Below are 20080 nucleotides of genomic sequence, written 5' to 3'. Positions count from 1 at the left end.
CTAACGTGAGAATTATTTTTTTATTTTACGATTGAAAATATATTTGCTAAAATAGCGTTAAACAAAGATGAAGAAATATTTTATTTTAGTTGCAACTTTGCTTCAATTCTCTCATTTATATGGTCAAAATTACAAAATAAATTGGGAGAATAATCAAACAATTTCTTTGACGAATGGAAATAAAGTAAATGTACCTTATTTTTCAAATAAAGATAATTATTTCATTGGAGGATACTTTCTTCCTGAATTTGTTGTTGAATTAAATTCATCTAGTCAAGATGTTGATTTAACAAATATTCAATATAAAGAAGTTCAAAACGAATTAATTGATTTGAATACATCTTCTATTTCGGATAGAATCAATTTTTCTTCATATAACATTATTGATAAAAATGGACAACAAAAACTAATTGTCAAAGTTTTACCCTTTATTAGACAGAATGATAAATTTCTAAGAATTGAATCATTTTCTATTGTTCCAAAACAAGTAAGTCATCAACGAAGTTCTAGTAGAAAGTTAATTGATAATTCTACAACAAGTGTCTTAAAGTCGGGAGATTGGTATAAGATTAAAGTTTCAAAAGATGGTATCTTCAAATTAGATAAAAGTTTTTTTACAAAAAATGGAATTCCAACTAACTTTAATCCAAAATCGCTTAAAATTTATGGAAATGGCGAAGGTCGTTTGATGGAAAATTTGACAGAAGATAGAAAAGGTGCTTTAAATGAAATTCCAATTAAATTTGTAGGAGGTGATGATGGGAATTTTGATAATGGTGATTATGTATTGTTTTATGCAAAAGGGCCACATCAATGGTATAGAAATAATACCACAACATTGCAAGATGCAAAAGTACGTTATAATTTATATGATGAAGCAGCCTATTATTTTATCAGTTTTAATGGTGAAGACGGAAAACGAGTAAAAGAACAAGCATCGATTGCTGGTAATCCAATTAGAACATTTTCTACTTTTGATAATTTACAGTTTCACGAAAAAGATTCGATTAATTTAAATAGTCTTGGACAAATTTGGGTTGGAGAAAATATTGGTTTGAAAGATGGTTTTAAAAAAACATTCAAAGCTAATTCAATCGTAAATGGAGGAGAGGCTTATTTACGTTATGCTATTGTAGGGAAAAATGCAAACAATATATCGTATAATGTTAATGTAAATGGACAAACTTTTTCAAATAATTTTGGGAATTCGGCTTTTGATAGAAATCCTCAAGATAAACCAATTTCGCTAAATTCAAATAATATAGATATTACTGTTAATTCAAATGGAACAAATCCTTCTGGATTAGCATATTTGGATTATTTACAATTGCGTTTCAAAGATGGTCTAACTTATAATAATGAACAGTTTACATTTCAGTTTTTAGAGAATATTAATGATAATAGTGTGAATGCTTTTTCATTAAGTAATTCTTCTAATGTTTCAGTTTGGAATATTTCAGATATTCATGGAGTTTCCGCAATCATTCCTGAGAATAATTTATATAAATTTCAAACAACAAATCTTAATCAGTTTGTAGCCTTTAAAGATGATAAAGTTTTTACGGATGCAAAATTTGTTGGACGAGTAATAAACCAAGATATACGAAGTTTAATAGATATAAATTATATAGTAGTTACGCACCCAAAATTTTTAGATCAAGCTACACGTTTGGCAAATTTCAGAAAAGAGCATGATAAAATAAATGTAGCTGTTGTAACAACGAATCAGGTTTACAATGATTTTTCATCTGGGAGTCAGGATCCTATTGCGATTCGTGATTTCTTCAAATTCTTAAAAGATGGACAAAGTCCTAATTTGGAATATGCTGTTTTGTTTGGAGCAACAACTTATGATCCTAAGAATAGAATTAAAGATTTTACAAGTTATATTCCAACTTTTACCGATGAACCTTCAGCAAATATAGATGGTTCAATTGCTACAGATGATTATTTTGCTATGTTAGATAATAATGTAAAAATGTTAGGTAATAGTGTAGAAGGAGGATATGCTTATAATGCAAATTGGTTTGACATTGCTGTAGGTCGTATTCCTGCTTCTAATTCTACTGAAGCAAAAGTTTTGGTTGATAAAATAATTTCATATTACGATAAAGTTCAAGGAAAAGGAACATCTTATGGTGATTGGCGAACAAAAATTGTTGCGGTTACTGATAATGATGATAATGTTAAAACACCAAACTTTGACACTTCTATTGATAATGAGTTTATTAAACCTGAAAATCAAATTTATACAATAAATAAGATATACTCTGGAGCTCATCAACCAGAAAGTACCTCTGCTGGTGTTAGATACCCAACTGTAAACCAAGCAATTTTGAATAGTATCGAATTAGGTTCTAATTTTTTGATGTATTATGGCCATGGAGGACCTCGTAGTTGGGCGCAAGAACGTATTTTAACAGCCGAAGAATTAACAGGTTTATCAAATTTTAATGCTGCTTATTCTCGTTTACCTATTGTAGCTACTGTTACGTGTGATTTTACAATATGGGATTTACCACAATATAATTCAGCAGGAGAAATGATGTTAAAAAATTCAAATGGTGGGGCTTTATCAATGATTACAACAAATCGTCCAATTGGTACTGGATATGGTGATACAATGAATCAGTATTTAATTCAAGAATTTTTCAAGAAAGAAGGACCCGAAAATCAAACAATTGGTAGAGCTTTGAATCAAGCTAAAATTAACTATTGGCCATCTCATGAAAATAACAAGAGTGTTAGTATCTTAGGAGATCCAATGTTAGCAGCACATCGTCCACAGCAAGAAATTGACATTTTAAGTATTGAAAATAAAAAAGGCATAGATATTTTAAATGGAGGTAAATTACAAGCTTTAGATTTTGTGACGATTAAAGGAAAAGTTAATCAATTATCGTCATTATCTATAGATAATACTTTTTCAGGTAAAATAGCTGTAAATCTTTTTGAGAAGAAAGAAATAAAAACACTTTTAAATGAAGGTAGTAATACTGGAAAAACTTTCGAAACTGAAGATAAAACGATTTATAAAGGAACAGGAAAAGTAGAAAATGGAGAATTTACGATCCAATTTTATGTTCCTAAAGATATTAATTATGAGTTAGGAGATCGTAAAATGAAGTTTTATGCTTGGGATGAAAAAGATGGAAAAGATGCTTCAGCATTAAGAACTATTGCAATAGAAGGAATAAATGAAGAAGGTCTTAATGACGACGAACGTCCACAAGGAAAACTATATATGAATAATCTTCATTTTGCAAATGGTGGAATTACAGATCGTTCACCTTATTTGGTAGGATGTCTAACAGATAATACAGGAATTAATGCAACTGGATCTAGTATTGGACATGATATCGTAGCAACAATCGATGGAAAAGTTCAAGAGGCTTATGTATTGAATGATTATTATGATGGTGGAGATTCTAATCCTTGTATTAACAAAGATTTTGAAGACTATCAGAAAGGACAAGTAATGTATCAACTAAAGAATTTAGAACTTGGCCAACATACCGTAAATCTTAAATTTTGGGATATTAACAATAATTCGAATACTGCAACGTTAGACTTTGTAGTAATGGAAAATGGAACTGGGCAATTGCATATCGATAAACTGTTGAACTGGCCAAATCCATTCACAAAAAACACTTATTTTCATTTTGAGCATAATTGTGATTCTGAACTAGATGTAATGGTACAAATTTTTACAATTTCAGGAAAATTAGTTAAGACAATCCGTCAAACTGTTTCTGCAGAACCTTTTCGAGAAGGTTATCGTACAGGAAAATATGCAATAGAATGGGACGGATTGGATGATTTTGGAGATAAAATAGGAAAAGGTGTTTATATTTACAAGGTCAATGTAAAAGGTGTTGATGGTACGATTTGTAAAGGATCAGCAACAGCAGTTGAAAAACTTGTCATATTAAAATAACAATGAAAAAAAAATATAATCAATAATAACACGAATGAAAAAAATAACTGCAAGCTTATTGATTTTAGCATCAGGATTTACTTTTGCTCAATCATTTGACAATTTACCTGATGCAGAAAATGCATTAAAACAAGAATTAAAACAACCTAATCCAATTTTGACAGGAGCACCCTTCTTAAGGATTCCTCCAGATGCTCGTGCTGGAGGTTTAGGAGATCAAGGTGTTGCAACTTCTGCAGATAATTATTCTCAATATTGGAATGCTGCAAAATTTGCTTTTGCTCAAGACTATTCTGGAGTAGCCTTCACATATACTCCATATATGAGTTCTTTAACAAACGATGTGTTTTTGCTAAATGCAAGTTATTACACATTTTTAGGTTCTGAAGAACGTAGTACTTTAGCGGCTAGTATTTACTATTTCAAAATGGGAGATATTGAGCTGAATGAAGATCATGGAGGTACAATCTATCCTATGGGAACATCAAAACCAAACGAATTTTCTATTGATTTATCATATGGATTAAGATTAACAGATAATTACTCAATGGCTGTAACAGGACGATTTATACGTTCGGATATATTTAATGGAGTAAATGATGGAACGGTTCAACCAGCAAATACATTTGCAGTAGATTTGGCAGGTTACTATCAATCAGAAACAATGAGTACAAATCATTTTGAAGGAAAATTACGCGGAGGTTTTCAAATTTCTAATATAGGACCAAAACTAGACTATTCAAATTCTGAAGATAATGCGTCTTATTTGCCTACTACATTACGTTTAGGAGTTGGATATGATTTCAAGTTTGATGATTATAATAAAGTTGGAATTACAACAGAATTTTCTAAATTATTAGTTCCTACACCAGATGTTAGAATAGAAGAATATACTGATGCTAGTGGACAAACAAGATATGATATTGTAAGAGAAACTCCTAATAAAGGTGTTATGGGAAGTATGTTTAGTTCTTTTGGTGATGCTCCAGGCGGAGGAAAAGAAGAGTTAAAAGAAATAACATACTCAGTAGGTGCTGAATATTCTTATAATGATGCTTTATTTATTCGAGCAGGTTATTTTCATGAAAGCCCTATGAAAGGAGACCGTCAACATCTTACTTTAGGTTTAGGACTTAAATATAACGCATTTGCATTTAATGCATCTTATTTAATTCCAATGTCAAATACAAATAATGCTTTAGAAAATACATTACGTTTTGGAATAGCATGGAACTTTGGAGGTGAAACTCAGAATAGTTACGATTATTAAGAATCGTTAATATAAAGTTATAAATTAGGTTAGCCTTTGGTTAACCTTTTTTTATTTATTAACTTAAATCAAGATTTTAAAAAATGAATAAAACTAACTTTACAAAAATAAAAAACAAATAACTATGTCTAACGTTGGATTAATTTTAGAAGAAAAAGCAGCAGATATTGGTAACTTTTTAGTGGGTAGATTATTACCTTTTCGTCAAAAAAGACATGTTGGTCCATTTGTATTTATTGATCATATGGGACCAACAAAACTAAAAGATTATCAAAATCTTGATGTCGGCCCACATCCCCATATTGGTTTATCAACCTTAACTTATCTGTTTGAAGGAGCAATTATGCACAGAGATAGTCTAGGAACAGAACTTGAAATAAAACCTGGTGCAGTTAATTGGATGACAGCAGGTAAAGGCGTGGTACACTCAGAGCGAACACCTGAATATTTAAGAACAACAGATAAAACACTTCATGGTCTTCAAATTTGGGTTGCGTTACCTAAGGAGCTAGAAGAAATGGAACCAAGTTTTGTACATGTAGAAGCAGAAAAATTACCACATTGGTCTGATGGCAATGCAGATTATAGATTAATTGCTGGAAAATTTAAAGAATACACTTCTGGAGTTCCTGTTTATTCTCCATTGTATTTTATTGAAATTAAAGCTAAAAATGATTTCAAAGTATCTTTAGGAAAAGATTTATATGGAGAATCAGCATTATATGTGTTAGAAGGTTCTATAAAAGATGGTGAAGAAACTTATGGAACAAAACAATTATTAGTAGCAAAAGATGCAAAATTATGTGAGTTTGAAATAGCTGCTGGTTCTACAGTTTATATTTTTGGTGGAGAAGAGTTACCAGAAGAACATTTTATTTTTTGGAACTTTGTAAGTTCTTCAAGAGAAACTATTGAAAAAGCAAAAGAAGATTGGGTAAATCATCGTTTTCCAAAAGTTCCTGGAGATAATGATTATGTTCCAATGCCTCAAGCACAAATAAATTCTAAAGTAAAAGGAAACCAAAAATAAAGAATAATGAGTGATGTAAATGTAACGTCAACATCGACGGATAAAAATTATATTTCAAATATAAAGGCTGGTAAACACGAATTTATTGTAGATGAACCAATTGATAAAGGAGGTTTAGATACTGCACCAAAACCAAGTGAACTATTAGGAGCTTCTTTGGCCTCTTGCACATCAATTACTTTGCAAATGTATATGAATCATAAAGAGTTTCCATATAAAAAGGTTGAAGTAGATGTTAATTTTGATGTGGTAACTACAGAATCAATAAAATTTAATCGTCATGTTATTATCGAAGGAAATTTTGATGAAAAACAACAAACAAGATTATTAAAAGTTGCAAATTCATGCCCAGTACATAAAGTACTAGAAAAAGGTCATGAAGTTAAAACAACTATAGAGTTTGTATAAAAAAAAAACAGATTAGATATTCATCTAATCTGTTTTTTTTTATTTAACAATAATTATATAATAAATTATTTTTGAAACTCTTCAGCAGTTTTACGAATGATAGCTAAACATTCGTTTAGTTGCTCTTCATTCATTACTAATGGTGGAGCGAAACGAATAATATTACCGTGTGTAGGTTTTGCTAATAATCCGTTATCTTTCATTGCAACACAGAAATTCCAAGCAGTTTCAGATTCAGGTGTATCGTTTATTAAAATTGCATTTAATAAACCTTTTCCGCGAACTGATTTGAATAATGGAAATTCTTCTGCCATTTTAGTGATTTCTGCTCTAAAGATTTGACCTAATTTTTCAGAATTATCAGCTAACTTTTCATCCAAAACAACTTGCAAAGCTTCCATAGCAACAGCTGCAGCCAATGGATTTCCTCCATAAGTAGATCCATGTTGACCTGGTTTTATAACATTCATTACTTCATCATTTGCTAAAACCGCAGAAACTGGATAAGCTCCACCTGAAACAGCTTTACCTAAGATTAAAACATCAGCATCAATATTTTCGTGATCAATTGCCAACATTTTTCCTGTACGAGCGATTCCTGTTTGAATTTCGTCAGCTATAAATAAAACATTATGTTGTTTACATAATTCTTCACAAGCTTTTAAATATCCTTCAGAAGGTACATTAACACCAGCTTCCCCTTGAATTGGTTCTACCAAGAATCCACAAATTTTGTCTGCTTTGTCTGCAAATAACTGTTTCAAAGCTTCAACATCATTGTATTCTACAGCTTCGAAACCACTTGTGTAAGGATTAAAGTTTTTTCGTGCATCTTCATCATTTGAGAAAGAAATAATGGTAGTTGTACGACCATGGAAATTGTCTTTACATACCACAATTATCGCTTCTCCTGCAGGAATTTCTTTCTTTTCGTAACCCCATTTGCGAGCAATTTTTAGCGCTGTTTCTACCGCTTCTGCTCCAGTATTCATAGGTAATACTTTATCGAAACCGAATAATTCTGTGATAAATTTTTCGTATTTTCCTAACTCTGCATTATAAAAAGCACGAGAAGTTAAAGTTAATTTTTCAGCTTGATCTTTTAAAGCTTTAATAATTCGAGGGTGACAATGGCCTTGATTAACAGCTGAATAAGCTGATAAAAAATCGAAATATTTTTTTCCGTCAATATCCCAAACGTAAATACCTTCACCTTTTTCTAATACAACTGGAAGTGGATGATAGTTATGTGCACCGTATTTTTCTTCTAATGCAATTAATTCTGCTGATTTTCCCATGTAATGATTTGTTTTTGCTTATTTGTAATATTTTATAAAAAAACCGACAAATAATGGTCGGTTCTATTTTATTTCTAAATTTTTCTCAATTAATTGAATATCTTTTCCAAAGAATTTTTTCGCAACTTTTATAATATTATCTGTATTATCAGAAATATAAAAAGTATAGTTTGCAGTTGCATCTTTGGACGCTAATTTCCCTTCTTTTGCTAATTGATAAATCACTTGATTAACAACAATTAAAGGTGAATTTACGATATCAATCTTTCCTTCAAATACTTGATTGATTTCTTTTTCTAGATGCGTATAATGCGTACATCCCAAAATAATCGAATCAATTCCTTCTAATTTTTTGTTTAACAAATACGTTTCTAAAACAGCTTTGGATATATTCGAATTTGTAAAACCTTCTTCAATAACAGGAACTAAGAGCGGAGTAGCCATTTCAATAACCGTAATATGTTTATTTCGACGACGAATTGCTTTTTTGTAGGCGCCTGAATTTACAGTTGCTTTTGTTGCAATAACACCAATTTTTTCTCTTAATTCGAACGAAACTTTTTCTGCAACAGGAGAAATAACATCAATAACAGGAATGTCTTTTCCTGCAGCTTCTCTAATTTCTTTCAACGAATTGGCAGTTGCAGAATTACATGCAACTAAAATCGCTTTACAATCATTATTTTTTAAAAAATTAGTAATGTCTACCGAAAATTGTGTTATCGCTTCTTTCGATTTTTCTCCATAAGGCAAATTTTGAGTATCGCCAAAATAGATTAAACTTTCGTTTGGTAGTAGACGTTTTATTTCTTTTGCAAACGTCAAACCGCCAACTCCAGAGTCGAAAACACCAATTGGTCTGTTATCATTCATATCGCAAATTTAACAAATTAATCGATGTAAAATAGTCTTGAAGCAATTCCGTCTGCAAAAAATTTTGCTTCTGGTTTCAAAATGATTTTATTTTCTAGTTGCGCAACTAGATTTTCTTTAATTAATTGGTTAAGTTCATGATGAAAATAATCGACTAAAGGTTGAGAGAATTCAGAATTAATTCGATTTAAATCTATTCCGTAAATTGTTCTTAAGCCTATCATTATCATTTCATTAAATTGTTCTATTTCATTTAAAACTTCAATTTCTTGAGGTAGATTATTTTCTTGAATTGCTTGTATATATTTTGAATTATTTGCAATGTTCCAAGCGCGTTTTTTTCCATTATAAGAATGAGCAGAAGGTCCAATTCCTAAATAATGAATTCCTTTCCAATAATTAGAATTGTGTAAAGAAAAATAATTTTCTTTTCCGAAATTGGAGATTTCATATTGAATAAAATCATTCGCAGTTAAGGTATCAACTAAAAGTTGAAATTGTTCGTTTTGACGATCTTCATCAACTGGTTTTGTGACACCTTTTTTGATCTGATGATCTAAAATTGTTTTTTCTTCGACTGTCAATGCATAAGAAGAAATATGTGGAACATTTAGTTCGATTGCTTTTTGCAAATTTTGCTTCCACATTTCGTTGGTTGTGGTTGTAGAGCCATAAATCAAATCAATTGTGATATTCTCGAAACCAAAATCTTGTACTAATTTTATCGAACTTTCAGCTTCTAGTGCATTATGTGCGCGATTCATTAATCTCAAATCTTCTTCGAAAAATGATTGTACACCAATAGAAAAACGATTAATCGGAGTTGATTTTAAGAAATTTAGTTTTTCTTTATTTAAATCATCAGGATTAGCTTCTAATGTAACTTCTTTGATAGAAGAAGTTACATAATTTTTTGAAATCGTATTAAAAATACTATCTAATTCATTTTCTGTTAAAATAGAAGGAGTTCCACCTCCAAAATAGATAGTTTCAAGCGGTTGGTTGATTTCATTTTTACGTATTTCTAATTCTTTATTAATTGCTTCAATCAAAGTAGATTTTGATTGAAGATTTGTTGAAAAGTGAAAGTCACAATAACTACATTTTTGTTTACAAAAGGGGATATGAATATAAATTCCTGCCAAAATTCTATCTGTTTAAAGCAAAATTAGCTTGAATATATAATCTAAAAAAATACAAATTAAAAAAATCTAAAAAAATAATAAGAATTAGTATTGGTTTTGTAAATAAATCTTATATCTTTATCGTCGTAAATAAAATACTATGAATAAAGGAACTGTAAAATTCTTTAATGAAGAAAAAGGATACGGATTTATTAAAGATGACGAATCAGGAAAAGAGTACTTTGTACACGTTTCTGGTTTAACAGACAAAGTAGCTCAAAATGATAAAGTATCATTTGATCTTGAACAAGGAAAAAAAGGTATTAATGCCATTAATGTGAAAGTAATTTAAGAATATATTATCTCAACATATTTCTTGTAAAGCGACTAATTTAGGTCGCTTTTTTTTATTTAATATTCTCATTATTTTCATAAAATTCTGCATCATTTAGCAAACTATTTACAAAATGGAATAATCTACCTAATTGAAATTTAGCTAAATAATGTCCATATAAACTAGCTAAATATGTTCCAAGAGCTAATAATATTGCACCAGGAATACTCCAAACCCAAGTACTTTCACCTTTTACAATATATTCAGAAATAGCATATAAGCCTAGTGTTAGAATAATTGCTCCGCTTAAGCCATATAAAAAAGCAAAAAATGTCCAAATACTTGGTTTAGGACCTATAATACCTCTTACAACCAAATAATTAGAATGGTCTTCATCTTCTTCAATGCGAATTTGCAATTGCGGATGCCAATATTTGTCTTTATCTTTTCGTACACGAATCATTGCAACTTCTGTATTAGCATATCCACCATATTCATGAGAATTATTTTCTAAATGTTTTTTAATCAAATCAATAAATTCTTGTTTTGATAAATGAGTAAAAACTTTAAAACGAGGTCGACTCAAAAGAGATTTAATAGGAACTTTTTGATTCATAATATTTTACTTTTCTTTAAATTTACAACAAATGTTTAGATTATGACAAAAATCATTTCTGATACTTATCAGAGAATATATGAAATCGTACGAATGATTCCTGAAGGTAGGGTTTCAACTTACGGATTAATAGCTAAATCTATAGGAGAAAAGTTTTCTGCTCGTGTTGTTGGTTATGCTTTAAATAATGCTTTTTTAGAAGAAGATATTCCTGCTCATAGAGTTGTAAATAGAAATGGTTTGTTGACAGGAAAGCATCATTTTAATCCATCAAGTCTAATGCAACAATTATTAGAAAATGAAGGAGTGGAAATAAAAGATGATAAAGTAATAAATTTCAAAAAAATTGTTTGGGATCCAAATGAATCTCATTAAAAACTGTAACAAAATCTACTTTCTTCTTACTAATTTTACAAATCAAATGATATAGAAAATGGAATTTTTATTGCAAGCCAAAGGTTTAACAAGAAAATATAAAGATAAAGTTGCGCTTAACGACTTTAGTATCAATATACCACAAGGATCTATTTATGGACTTTTAGGGCCTAATGGAGCAGGGAAAACAACTTTTATTCGTATTGTCAATCAAATTACGGCTCCAGATAGTGGAACTATTTTGTTGAATGGAGAACCTTTAACAAAAAAATCAATCGGTCAAGTTGGTTACATGCCAGAAGAACGTGGCTTGTACAAAAATATGAAGGTTGGAGAACAAGCATTGTATTTTGCTAAATTGAAAGGACTTTCTTCTGCTGAAGCAAGAAAACGTACAGAGTATTGGTTTGATAAACTTGGAATGATGTCTTGGTGGAACAAGAAATTAAGTGAGTTATCAAAAGGAATGGGGCAAAAAGTTCAATTCGTTATTACCGTAATTCATAACCCTTCTTTGTTGATTTTTGATGAACCTTTTAGTGGCTTTGATCCTGTTAATGCTCAAATTATCGCAAATGAAATTTTAGAATTAAGAGAGAAGGGTACAACAATTATTTTTTCTACGCATAGAATGGAATCCGTTGAGGAAATGTGTGATCATGTTGCGTTGATTAATCAATCGAATAAAGTTTTAGATGGAACGATAGAAGAAGTAAGAAATCAATTTAAAACAGGTAAATTCGCGATTCAATTAGATGAAATTCCTGTAGATAACCTTCAGAACCTAGCAAATGAATTTGATATTTCTGATATAAGAAACTTTAATCAAAGAACTGAATTTAATCTTCTTTATAATAAAGAAACTCCAACAAATGAAATTCTACAAAAATTAATGCAAGTTGGACAAGTTCATCAATTCAAAGAAATTATTCCTTCGATGAATGACGTGTTTTTAGAAGCCGTTAAACAAAGTTCAAATCCTAATCTTTAAGATAAATTAAATGAAAAATATATTTTTAGTTGCGCAACGTGAGTTCTTTTCTCAAGTAAAAAACAAAGCGTTTATTGTAATGACTTTTCTCTCACCATTATTAATTGTTGGTGCAGGAGCAGTGATTTTTTTCTTAAGTTCAGCTAATAATTCTGAAGTAAAAAATATTGCTATTGTTGATGAAAGTTCAGAGTTTGTAACCTCGTTTAAATCGACTAAACAAATGATGTTTAGTATTTATACACCTCAAGAATTGCAATCCATAAAAGATACGTTGAAGGGAAGTGAATACTTGAATGCAATTCTCCATATTCCTAAAAATACTGATGGAAAGTATCAAAACATTGAAAAAAATACAGAATTAATCACAAATGGTAATCTTGGAATTACCGATCGTGAAAAACTCTCGAGAACGATTAGTGATAAAATTGAAAAAGAAAAACAAGCTAAGTCTGGAATTGATGAAGCAGCCTTAGAATCTTCTAAAGCCAAAGTAAGCTTGAATGTTTTCAATGTATCAGATGGAAAAGAGGATAAGGGAATGGAACTAAAGATTGGTTTATCAATGTTCTTAACCTATATAATTTTCATGTTTGTAATGATTTATGGAGTAAAAGTAATGCGTTCTGTTGTAGAAGAAAAAAATAATAGGGTTGTTGAAATTATAATATCTTCTGTAAAACCTTTCGAATTAATGATGGGAAAAATTTTAGGAACAACAATGGTCGCTGTAACTCAATTCGCAATTTGGATTGGAATGACAATGGCTCTCTTGATTCTATTTCCCACAATTGCAGCATCAAGAATGGATATGTCTCAACAAATGATGAATCAAACTCAATTAGTTGAATCTAATCCTGATATGATGCAAAAAGTAACAGAAATTAGCGAAGTGTTATTGACATTTAATTATCCTTTAATTATTTTTACTTTCATTGCTTATTTTATATTAGGATACTTATTCTATAGTTCTGTTTTCGCTGCAATAGGTTCTGCAGTAGATAATGATACAGATACACAGCAATTTACATATTTCCCTTTGGTTCCAATGATGATTGGTTTATATGGAAGTATGACAACATTCGAAAATCCAGATGGACCAGTTGCATTTTGGTTATCAATGATTCCTTTAACATCACCAATCTCAATGATTACAAGGATTCCGTTTGATGTTCCAATTTGGCAATTAGCATTATCCTTATCTTTATTGTTAATTAGTACCATATTTATGGTTTATATTGCAGGAAAGATATACAGAATTGGAATTTTGATTTATGGCAAAAAACCGACTGTAAAAGAAATGATTAAATGGATTAATTATAAGAATTAGTTTTATTAATCATTCAATTAATAAAACCCCGAGGTATTGTATAAACAATAATCTCGCGGTTTTATATTTAGTTACACTACTTTAGTGAATAGAATTTAGAAATAATAAGCCTCCCATTTGGGAGGCTTTTGTTATGAATTAACTCAAAGATAATTAGCTGTATTTAGAAACCTAAGCAGTAATCAAACAAAACCTGCGCAGGTTTTAAGTGAAAGCCGCGCAGCTTTTGATTGAAACCTAACTAGGTTTTAGGTAAAAGTCGCATAGGTTTATAAAAACCTCTATTTTACTTTAATTAAATTATAAATGAATCTATTTGTAATGAAAGCTGATTAAAAGATTATAAAATAGAAGATTTTTTTATGTTTTTTGACTTACTTTTGATAAAAATACAGCAATATGATAAACCCGAATGATAGACTATTGGTAATTAGTACAAGTACAATTCATGGCTATAGTTTTTTAGAATATATCAAAGAAGAAATTAAAGAATTTGTCAATTCAGATGAGATAGTGTTTGTACCTTATGCTCGTCCATCAGGAATTTCTTATGATGATTATACGCAGAATGTAAAGGATGCTTTACAAACTGTAGGAATTTCGGTTAAAGGGTTACATACCTTTGAAAATAAAAAAGAAGCAATTTTACATGCAAAAGCAATTTTTATTGGAGGAGGGAATACGTTTTTATTACTTAAAACTTTATATGAACAAGGCTTAGTAGAAGAATTAAGAAGTGCTGTACATAACGGAACTCCATATATTGGTACAAGTGCAGGAAGTAATTTAACAGGTTTAACGATTGGTACAACGAATGATATGCCTATCGTTTATCCTCCAAGTTTTAATGCATTACAATTTCTACCATTTAATATTAATCCACATTATTTAGATCCAGATCCAAGCTCTACACATAAAGGAGAAACAAGAGAGACAAGGATTAATGAGTTTCATAAATTTAATCGTCAGGTTGTGATTGGCTTAAGAGAAGGTAGTTGGTTGAGAGTGGAAAAAGGAATAGTAGAATTGAAAGGCGAATTATCTGCACGAATATTTAGACAAAATGAACAACCAATTGAAGTAGAGTCTGGAATTTTGAAAGAAGAAATTTATAGTATATAAAATTGTCATAACAAAATAGGTTATCTTTTAAGATAACCTATTTTAATTTTCTTCATCGAACATTTCCTTGAACGATACAAATTCTCTACCCGGAAGTATCAGATTTAAAACAACTCCAATTATAGAAGCTAAAGCCATTCCTTCTAAAGAAAATAAATCTCCAATATGGATTGCAGCACCACCAATTCCAATGATAAGAATGACTGATGAAATGATTAAGTTTCTCTTAATCTTAAAATCTACTTTATTTTCGATTAGCATTCTTAATCCGCTCGAAGCAATAATTCCAAATAATAAAATAGAAACGCCACCCATAACTGGTGTTGGAATTGTACTTAATAATGCTGAAACTTTACCACAAAACCCAAATAAAATAGCAAAACAAGCTGCTCCAATAAATACATAAATACTAAAAGCTCTTGTAATGGCTAAAACTCCAATATTTTCGCCATACGTTGTATTTGGAGGTCCACCTAAGCAAGCCGCAATCATTGTTGCAACTCCATCTCCTAACATAGATCGATCTAGACCAGGGTCTTCGATCAAATCTTTGTTTACGACTTTACTCAAAACTAATTGATGTCCAATGTGTTCTGCTATTGGTACAATTGCAACCGGAATCATTAAGAAAATAACATACCAAGATAACGTAGGTTTGTAATCTACAAAAGGAACCGTAAAATCTGGAACAACAAACCATTTAGCTTCTATGACAGGATTTAGATCTACAACTCCCATTGTAATTGCAAAAATATATCCACCAATAATTCCGACTAAAACTGGAATTACACTCAAAAAACCTTTACTGAAAATCGCTGTAATTATTGTGATGATTAACGTTACAAAACCAATTGTGACATAAGTTAAATCATATTCATTAGATGGATTATTTGTAACCATTTTGATTGCTGTAGAGGCTAATCCTAAGCCAATTACCATAATTACTGGTCCAACAACGATAGGAGGAAGAAGCTTCATTAACCATTTTGTTCCAGCTGTTGCGATAAGTAGTGCAACCAATGAATAGGTAACTCCAACTAAAAAACTTCCAACTAAAAAGCTTCCTGTAGCAATTCCACTTTCTGGGTTTGCTTCTAAAGCTTTCATTGCGATGATTGGATTGATAAAAGCAAATGAAGAACCAAGGTAAGAAGGGACTTTTCCTCGGGTAATTAAGATGAAAACTAAGGTTCCGATTCCACTAGAAATTAATGCAATTGCTGGTGACATTCCTGTTAAAGCAGGAACTAAAACTGTTGCTCCAAACATAGCAAAAAGATGTTGTATACTTAATAGTATACCTTGTCCTAACTTCGGTTTTTCATCGATAGCTAGTACAATATTTTGGTCATTTTGTTGACTCATTTTAAAAAGAAATTGAAAATTGTTTTGTTTGAATACAAAAGTAATTGAATCTAAATATATATCAATTAGTTTTAGATATAAATTAAGATATCGTTCTTCTATCACCATATATCAACCAAGAATAGCAATTCATCAATTAATTTATTTTTTTACTATTAAAACTCTTCCCTTTGATAAAAAAAGATGAATAAAAACATTTTAATTTCTGTACTTAGTTTATTAACGACTTTCTTGAATGCACAAAATAAAATTGGAGGTCAATTAAAAATGGAATATATTCCATTTTCCAATTATATACGCCCGATAGATAGTTTAAAAACGGATTCGAAAAGCGATTTCAAAAAAGCAGAAGTAAGTTTGAAAATTCCTTTATATACAAAAGAATTGAAAAATGGAAAATACAGTAACTGGTCTTTGCTATTTAGTACTGTGTATGCAAGAATGAACAATAAAAATTATGAAGAACAATTATTTCCATCAGAAATGTTGAATACTCAAATTGGGTTTCAATATTTTTCACCTATTAGCTCTTCATGGTCTATTTTGACAATGGCTTCAGTAGGTATTTACACTGATATGGAAAATATATCTGCCGATGATATTTTGGGGCAAGGAGGTGTTTTATTTATTAAACATTTTAATCCAAAATTAGCTTTAGGAATAGGACCTGTATTATCGAATAACTTTGGAGTTCCTATGGTAATGCCAGGAATTTATTTTGATTGGAAAACTGGAGGTGACAAATTCAATGTGAAAATTAATTTTCCAGAAGGAGTAGAAGCAGGTTACCAAATGACAACAAACTTTGCTTTGAAAGGTGTTGTAAATCTTAGTGGGATGGTTGCTGAAAGATCTAAAGAAGGTAAATCATTATTAGTAGGTTATCAGCAAGTTGTAGCTGGTTTACGTCCAGAAATAAAATTGAGTAATTCGATGAAAATCCAATTAACAGGAGGAACGACTTTGGTACGATCTTTTTCCGAAAATGAAAGAAGTTTAAAGAGTCTTTTTAGAAAAAAGGAAATTGCAGATCCTCGTTTTTCAACAACCTTTTATTCAGCTCTGAGTTTACGTTGGAACTTACCTTAATCACATGAAATAGCCTCAATAAATATTGAGGCTATTTTTATTTACTAATTAATTTTTTATAGACTACTTGATTAAGTAACTCATCCTTTTTATTTCTAGAAATAGGGAGTTCATGTTTGCCAATATAAATTCGACCTCCAGAAATTATTTCTATATGTGTTACATTCACTAAGAAAGATTTGTGTATTCGAAAAAAATGATTCATTGGTAAAGATTCTTCTAATACTTTCATGGTTTGGTGAATTAGAATCGATTTATCTTTGAAATGTAGTTTTACGTAATTTTGCATACTTTCAATATATAAAATATCTACCCAAGAAATTTTGGTAAAAGCATCTCCTTGTCGTACATATAGAAAGGGATCATTGACAATAGTCCCATGTTTTATTTTTTCGTTAAGTAAAAATGTTTGATAAGCTTTATTAACAGCTTGATAGAATCGGTTGAATGCAATTGGTTTTAGTAAATAATCAACAGCTTGTAATCGAAATCCTTCAAGAGCATATTCGGAATAAGCGGTAGTGAAAATACAAAGTGGTGGATTTTCGATTTGTTCCAAAAATTCGAGACCAGAAAGATAGGGCATATTAATATCTAAAAAAATTAGATCAATTGTGCTTTCTGTAACATATTTATTTGCTTCTAGAGCTGTTGAACATGTTTGTATAATTTCTAGAAAATCAATTTGTTCTGCCATATCTTTGATATGCTGACGAGCCAAAGGTTCATCATCAATAATCAAACATTTCATTTTTCTTGAAATTAGAGGTGTTGTAATCATGTTGAAGATAAATTAATAGTTAAATCGACTTTATATAATTGTCCATTTTCTGTAATATTTAATTGATGAGCAGCAGGATAAATTAAATTTAGTCGCTTTTTTACATTTTGTAATCCAATTCCACCTACATGTTTAGATTGAATAGGAATTTTAGCATATGTATTTTCGATACTCAAATGAATTTGATTGTTATTTTCGCTGCAATTTATTTTGATAAATCCTTTATAATCGGGAACTCTACTTACATATTTAAAAGCATTTTCTATAAAAGGAACCAATAACAAAGGAGCAATCATCGCTTTTTTATTCATTATAGCGAATGAAGTGGAAACATCAATTTCATTTCCCCATCGTAATTTTTCTACATCAATCAAATCTTTTAAATACTGAATTTCATTTTCTAATATGACTTCGTTTTTGTTGCATTCATAAAGTTGATAACGTAAAATATCCGAGAATTTGAGTAGTAAGAATGAAGCTAGTTCGGTATCCTTTTTCAATAAAATATGAATATGATTCAATATGTTAAACATCACATGAGGATTAACCTGATCTTGTAATAATTTGAGTTGATTTTCTAAATGATCTTGTTGAAGTAATATATGATCACGCTCAATTTTTCCATGTTCTTGATAAAAACGAATTCCACAAGCTGTACCAATTATTAATAAAGATGCAGGTATAGAAAGATAAAATCCTTTCCACAATATAGGAATTTGATCAGAAAAATGAACTGGTAAAGGCTTTTTTGAGCTAACACTGATATAGGTAAAAACAAAAGAGTTAAAAATAGACAATGTCAAAATAAAGAAAATTGAGAGAATTAAAAACTGTTTCATTTTCTTCTTTTGCAATGCTTTTGGAAGTAATTTTTCTGTAAGATAATAGGTTAATATAATTGAATAAAATAATATTGCAATAGTTTGTAGTAAAGCATCATATTTTGAATCATTTGCTTGGAAGTTAAGCCAAAGTGTAATGCCTAAAACAATCCAAAAAATGGTAATGAAAAGATGTTTTTTAAAGAATTTAAAATTCATTGTATTAAAGTAAATTAAAAAAATAAAAGAAACCACAATATCTATTGTAGTTTCTAAAATTAAGTATTGTTATCCGAATTAAAACAAAAAGTAGCCAATTCCAATAGAAAAACTTTTAGGTTTTGATTTGAAGTTCTTACTCACATTGGATAAGCTATTTTCATAGCTAAAATCAATTGATAATCGCTGAATATCGAATCCTAATCCTGCGATTAAACTAATAGACGATTTATCAAATTTTGAAAAAGCTTGTTTGATGTCATCTGCACCAGTAATTTCTTTTCCGAAAGAATAACTATAAAGTCCACCTGTAAAAGCACGTAAATTAAATTCGTTTGTATTTACAATTTTATACCCTATTGTGACAGGAATATCAATAGAATTCCAACTTAATTTCGAGCTTTCAGACTCTCCTTCAAAACTAGTTTTTCTTTTATTAAACAACGTTTCTCCTTGTAGATAAGCACTTCCTAAATCTAATCTAGCTATTGCACCAGCTTGATAACCAAAACTGTATTTTCCTTCAAAACTTTGTGTAGAAGAAATGTTGGTTAAATTTCCACCAGCCTTTATACCCAAATGGATTGGTAATGATGTCTGAGCCTTCACATTTATTGAGCAAGAGATACAAGACAATAGTAAACTGAATAGAACAATTTGTTTTTTCATTATACGAATTTTTAAATTTCAGAGACAAAACAACGAGGAAGTTTTTGATGTAAAAATTCAATTTGATGAATGGTAGATTACCATAGATATACGGATGATATAATCTTATAAAAGTAAATGCTAATTATATAAAATAAGAGAAGTTTTTATAACGAAATTTGTAATACAAAATCAATGAATCATGGAAACAAAAGAATTGAAATTCAAAACAAATATAAATTGTAGTGGTTGCGTGAGTAAAGTAAAACCTTTTTTAGATAAATTAGAAGGTTTGGAAGCATGGGAAGTAGATACTGAAAATCCTGATAAAGTTTTATCAGTAAAGATTTCTCAAGCAACAGATGAAGAAATTATTGATACAATTGAAGAAGTAGGTTTTGAAGCTGAATTAATTAAGGAATAAAGTTTTTTAGGTAGAATGACTTATT

Annotated in this window: 19 protein-coding genes; 11 read left to right on the top strand and 8 right to left on the bottom strand. The window is 29.9% G+C overall.

Translation table 11 applies throughout. The annotated features are described in order from the left end of the window. The first annotated feature begins 67 nt into the window (after window positions 1–67). The 4 genes from porU to E4J94_RS14680 all read left to right on the top strand — a co-directional run bounded on the left by porU (window position 68) and on the right by E4J94_RS14680 (window position 6645). Entirely contained in the window at window positions 68–3937 is a 3870-nt protein-coding gene (gene porU / locus E4J94_RS14695) for a type IX secretion system sortase PorU (RefSeq protein WP_135836548.1), read from the top strand. Window positions 3938–3971: 34 nt separating this feature from the next. Then, window positions 3972–5207: a type IX secretion system outer membrane channel protein PorV gene (gene porV, locus E4J94_RS14690; RefSeq protein WP_135836547.1), complete on the top strand. Its 1236-nt coding sequence runs from the start codon at window positions 3972–3974 to the stop codon at window positions 5205–5207. Window positions 5208–5331: 124 nt separating this feature from the next. Beyond that, the gene (locus tag E4J94_RS14685) at window positions 5332–6237 is read left to right on the top strand and encodes a pirin family protein (protein ID WP_135836546.1); all 906 of its coding nucleotides are present in this window, start codon (window positions 5332–5334) and stop codon (window positions 6235–6237) included. A gap of 6 nt (window positions 6238–6243) precedes the next feature. After that, window positions 6244–6645 carry an OsmC family protein gene (locus tag E4J94_RS14680; RefSeq protein WP_135836545.1) on the top strand — a complete coding sequence of 134 codons (402 nt, stop codon included), beginning with the start codon at window positions 6244–6246 and terminating at the stop codon, window positions 6643–6645. Window positions 6646–6710: 65 nt separating this feature from the next. Here E4J94_RS14680 and rocD read toward each other — a convergent pair whose 3' ends face one another. From rocD to hemW, 3 genes are all read right to left on the bottom strand, one after another. Further along, window positions 6711–7943, bottom strand: a complete 1233-nt coding sequence (gene rocD / locus E4J94_RS14675) for an ornithine--oxo-acid transaminase (protein WP_135836544.1) — start codon at window positions 7941–7943, stop codon at window positions 6711–6713. 63 nt (window positions 7944–8006) lie between these two features. Continuing rightward, the gene (gene murI, locus E4J94_RS14670; protein WP_135836543.1) at window positions 8007–8816 is read right to left on the bottom strand and encodes a glutamate racemase; all 810 of its coding nucleotides are present in this window, start codon (window positions 8814–8816) and stop codon (window positions 8007–8009) included. Window positions 8817–8833: 17 nt separating this feature from the next. Continuing rightward, a complete protein-coding gene (gene hemW / locus E4J94_RS14665; RefSeq protein WP_135836542.1) occupies window positions 8834–9961 on the bottom strand; it encodes a radical SAM family heme chaperone HemW in 1128 nt (375 codons plus the stop codon). Between the two features lie 139 nt (window positions 9962–10100). Between hemW and E4J94_RS14660 the strand changes: the two genes are divergently transcribed. Beyond that, entirely contained in the window at window positions 10101–10292 is a 192-nt protein-coding gene (locus E4J94_RS14660) for a cold-shock protein (RefSeq protein WP_135836541.1), read from the top strand. Between the two features lie 55 nt (window positions 10293–10347). Here E4J94_RS14660 and E4J94_RS14655 read toward each other — a convergent pair whose 3' ends face one another. Beyond that, window positions 10348–10890 carry a hypothetical protein gene (locus E4J94_RS14655; RefSeq protein ID WP_135836540.1) on the bottom strand — a complete coding sequence of 181 codons (543 nt, stop codon included), beginning with the start codon at window positions 10888–10890 and terminating at the stop codon, window positions 10348–10350. 42 nt (window positions 10891–10932) lie between these two features. On the opposite strand from E4J94_RS14655, the gene E4J94_RS14650 reads away from it, so the two are divergent. The 4 genes from E4J94_RS14650 to pepE all read left to right on the top strand — a co-directional run bounded on the left by E4J94_RS14650 (window position 10933) and on the right by pepE (window position 14708). Next, entirely contained in the window at window positions 10933–11265 is a 333-nt protein-coding gene (locus tag E4J94_RS14650; RefSeq protein ID WP_135836539.1) for an MGMT family protein, read from the top strand. A gap of 58 nt (window positions 11266–11323) precedes the next feature. Beyond that, the gene (locus E4J94_RS14645; RefSeq protein ID WP_135836538.1) at window positions 11324–12256 is read left to right on the top strand and encodes an ABC transporter ATP-binding protein; all 933 of its coding nucleotides are present in this window, start codon (window positions 11324–11326) and stop codon (window positions 12254–12256) included. 10 nt (window positions 12257–12266) lie between these two features. Beyond that, entirely contained in the window at window positions 12267–13586 is a 1320-nt protein-coding gene (locus E4J94_RS14640) for an ABC transporter permease (protein WP_135836537.1), read from the top strand. Between the two features lie 399 nt (window positions 13587–13985). Further along, a complete protein-coding gene (pepE, locus tag E4J94_RS14635) occupies window positions 13986–14708 on the top strand; it encodes a dipeptidase PepE (RefSeq protein ID WP_135836536.1) in 723 nt (240 codons plus the stop codon). Between the two features lie 42 nt (window positions 14709–14750). Here the strand turns inward: pepE and E4J94_RS14630 are convergent, their stop codons facing one another. Further along, window positions 14751–16073 carry a solute carrier family 23 protein gene (locus E4J94_RS14630; protein WP_135836535.1) on the bottom strand — a complete coding sequence of 441 codons (1323 nt, stop codon included), beginning with the start codon at window positions 16071–16073 and terminating at the stop codon, window positions 14751–14753. 183 nt (window positions 16074–16256) lie between these two features. Here E4J94_RS14630 and E4J94_RS14625 point away from each other — a divergent pair, with 183 nt between their 5' ends. Further along, window positions 16257–17162 carry a DUF6268 family outer membrane beta-barrel protein gene (locus tag E4J94_RS14625; RefSeq protein WP_135836534.1) on the top strand — a complete coding sequence of 302 codons (906 nt, stop codon included), beginning with the start codon at window positions 16257–16259 and terminating at the stop codon, window positions 17160–17162. 37 nt (window positions 17163–17199) lie between these two features. Here E4J94_RS14625 and E4J94_RS14620 read toward each other — a convergent pair whose 3' ends face one another. The 3 genes from E4J94_RS14620 to E4J94_RS14610 form a co-directional block, all read right to left on the bottom strand. Then, window positions 17200–17913 (bottom strand): LytR/AlgR family response regulator transcription factor, encoded by a 714-nt coding sequence (locus E4J94_RS14620; protein ID WP_135836533.1) that lies wholly within the window; start codon window positions 17911–17913, stop codon window positions 17200–17202. Window positions 17914–17939: 26 nt separating this feature from the next. Then, window positions 17940–18983, bottom strand: a complete 1044-nt coding sequence (locus tag E4J94_RS14615) for a sensor histidine kinase (protein ID WP_135836532.1) — start codon at window positions 18981–18983, stop codon at window positions 17940–17942. Between the two features lie 78 nt (window positions 18984–19061). Then, complete coding sequence (locus E4J94_RS14610; RefSeq protein WP_135836531.1) at window positions 19062–19652, bottom strand: porin family protein; 591 nt, start codon at window positions 19650–19652, stop codon at window positions 19062–19064. Between the two features lie 181 nt (window positions 19653–19833). Between E4J94_RS14610 and E4J94_RS14605 the strand changes: the two genes are divergently transcribed. After that, window positions 19834–20055: a heavy-metal-associated domain-containing protein gene (locus E4J94_RS14605; protein ID WP_135836530.1), complete on the top strand. Its 222-nt coding sequence runs from the start codon at window positions 19834–19836 to the stop codon at window positions 20053–20055. Window positions 20056–20080: the final 25 nt, after the last annotated feature.

The organism is Empedobacter tilapiae (assembly GCF_004785645.1).
In the GTDB taxonomy this organism is placed as follows: domain Bacteria; phylum Bacteroidota; class Bacteroidia; order Flavobacteriales; family Weeksellaceae; genus Empedobacter; species Empedobacter tilapiae.
The sequence above is the reverse complement of the archived record's forward strand: the minus strand, read 5'-3'. Positions and strand labels throughout refer to the sequence as shown.

Bases quoted from the DNA above. Each gene is read 5' to 3' on its own strand.
- porU (WP_135836548.1), top strand. From the start codon at position 68: ATGAAGAAATATTTTATTTTAGTTGCAACTTTGCTTCAATTCTCTCAT.
- porV (WP_135836547.1), top strand. From the start codon at position 3,972: ATGAAAAAAATAACTGCAAGCTTATTGATTTTAGCATCAGGATTTACT.
- E4J94_RS14685 (WP_135836546.1), top strand. From the start codon at position 5,332: ATGTCTAACGTTGGATTAATTTTAGAAGAAAAAGCAGCAGATATTGGT.
- E4J94_RS14680 (WP_135836545.1), top strand. From the start codon at position 6,244: ATGAGTGATGTAAATGTAACGTCAACATCGACGGATAAAAATTATATT.
- rocD (WP_135836544.1), bottom strand. From the start codon at position 7,943: ATGGGAAAATCAGCAGAATTAATTGCATTAGAAGAAAAATACGGTGCA.
- murI (WP_135836543.1), bottom strand. From the start codon at position 8,816: ATGAATGATAACAGACCAATTGGTGTTTTCGACTCTGGAGTTGGCGGT.
- E4J94_RS14660 (WP_135836541.1), top strand. From the start codon at position 10,101: ATGAATAAAGGAACTGTAAAATTCTTTAATGAAGAAAAAGGATACGGA.
- E4J94_RS14655 (WP_135836540.1), bottom strand. From the start codon at position 10,890: ATGAATCAAAAAGTTCCTATTAAATCTCTTTTGAGTCGACCTCGTTTT.
- E4J94_RS14650 (WP_135836539.1), top strand. From the start codon at position 10,933: ATGACAAAAATCATTTCTGATACTTATCAGAGAATATATGAAATCGTA.
- E4J94_RS14645 (WP_135836538.1), top strand. From the start codon at position 11,324: ATGGAATTTTTATTGCAAGCCAAAGGTTTAACAAGAAAATATAAAGAT.
- E4J94_RS14640 (WP_135836537.1), top strand. From the start codon at position 12,267: ATGAAAAATATATTTTTAGTTGCGCAACGTGAGTTCTTTTCTCAAGTA.
- pepE (WP_135836536.1), top strand. From the start codon at position 13,986: ATGATAAACCCGAATGATAGACTATTGGTAATTAGTACAAGTACAATT.
- E4J94_RS14630 (WP_135836535.1), bottom strand. From the start codon at position 16,073: ATGAGTCAACAAAATGACCAAAATATTGTACTAGCTATCGATGAAAAA.
- E4J94_RS14625 (WP_135836534.1), top strand. From the start codon at position 16,257: ATGAATAAAAACATTTTAATTTCTGTACTTAGTTTATTAACGACTTTC.
- E4J94_RS14620 (WP_135836533.1), bottom strand. From the start codon at position 17,913: ATGAAATGTTTGATTATTGATGATGAACCTTTGGCTCGTCAGCATATC.
- E4J94_RS14615 (WP_135836532.1), bottom strand. From the start codon at position 18,983: ATGAATTTTAAATTCTTTAAAAAACATCTTTTCATTACCATTTTTTGG.
- E4J94_RS14610 (WP_135836531.1), bottom strand. From the start codon at position 19,652: ATGAAAAAACAAATTGTTCTATTCAGTTTACTATTGTCTTGTATCTCT.
- E4J94_RS14605 (WP_135836530.1), top strand. From the start codon at position 19,834: ATGGAAACAAAAGAATTGAAATTCAAAACAAATATAAATTGTAGTGGT.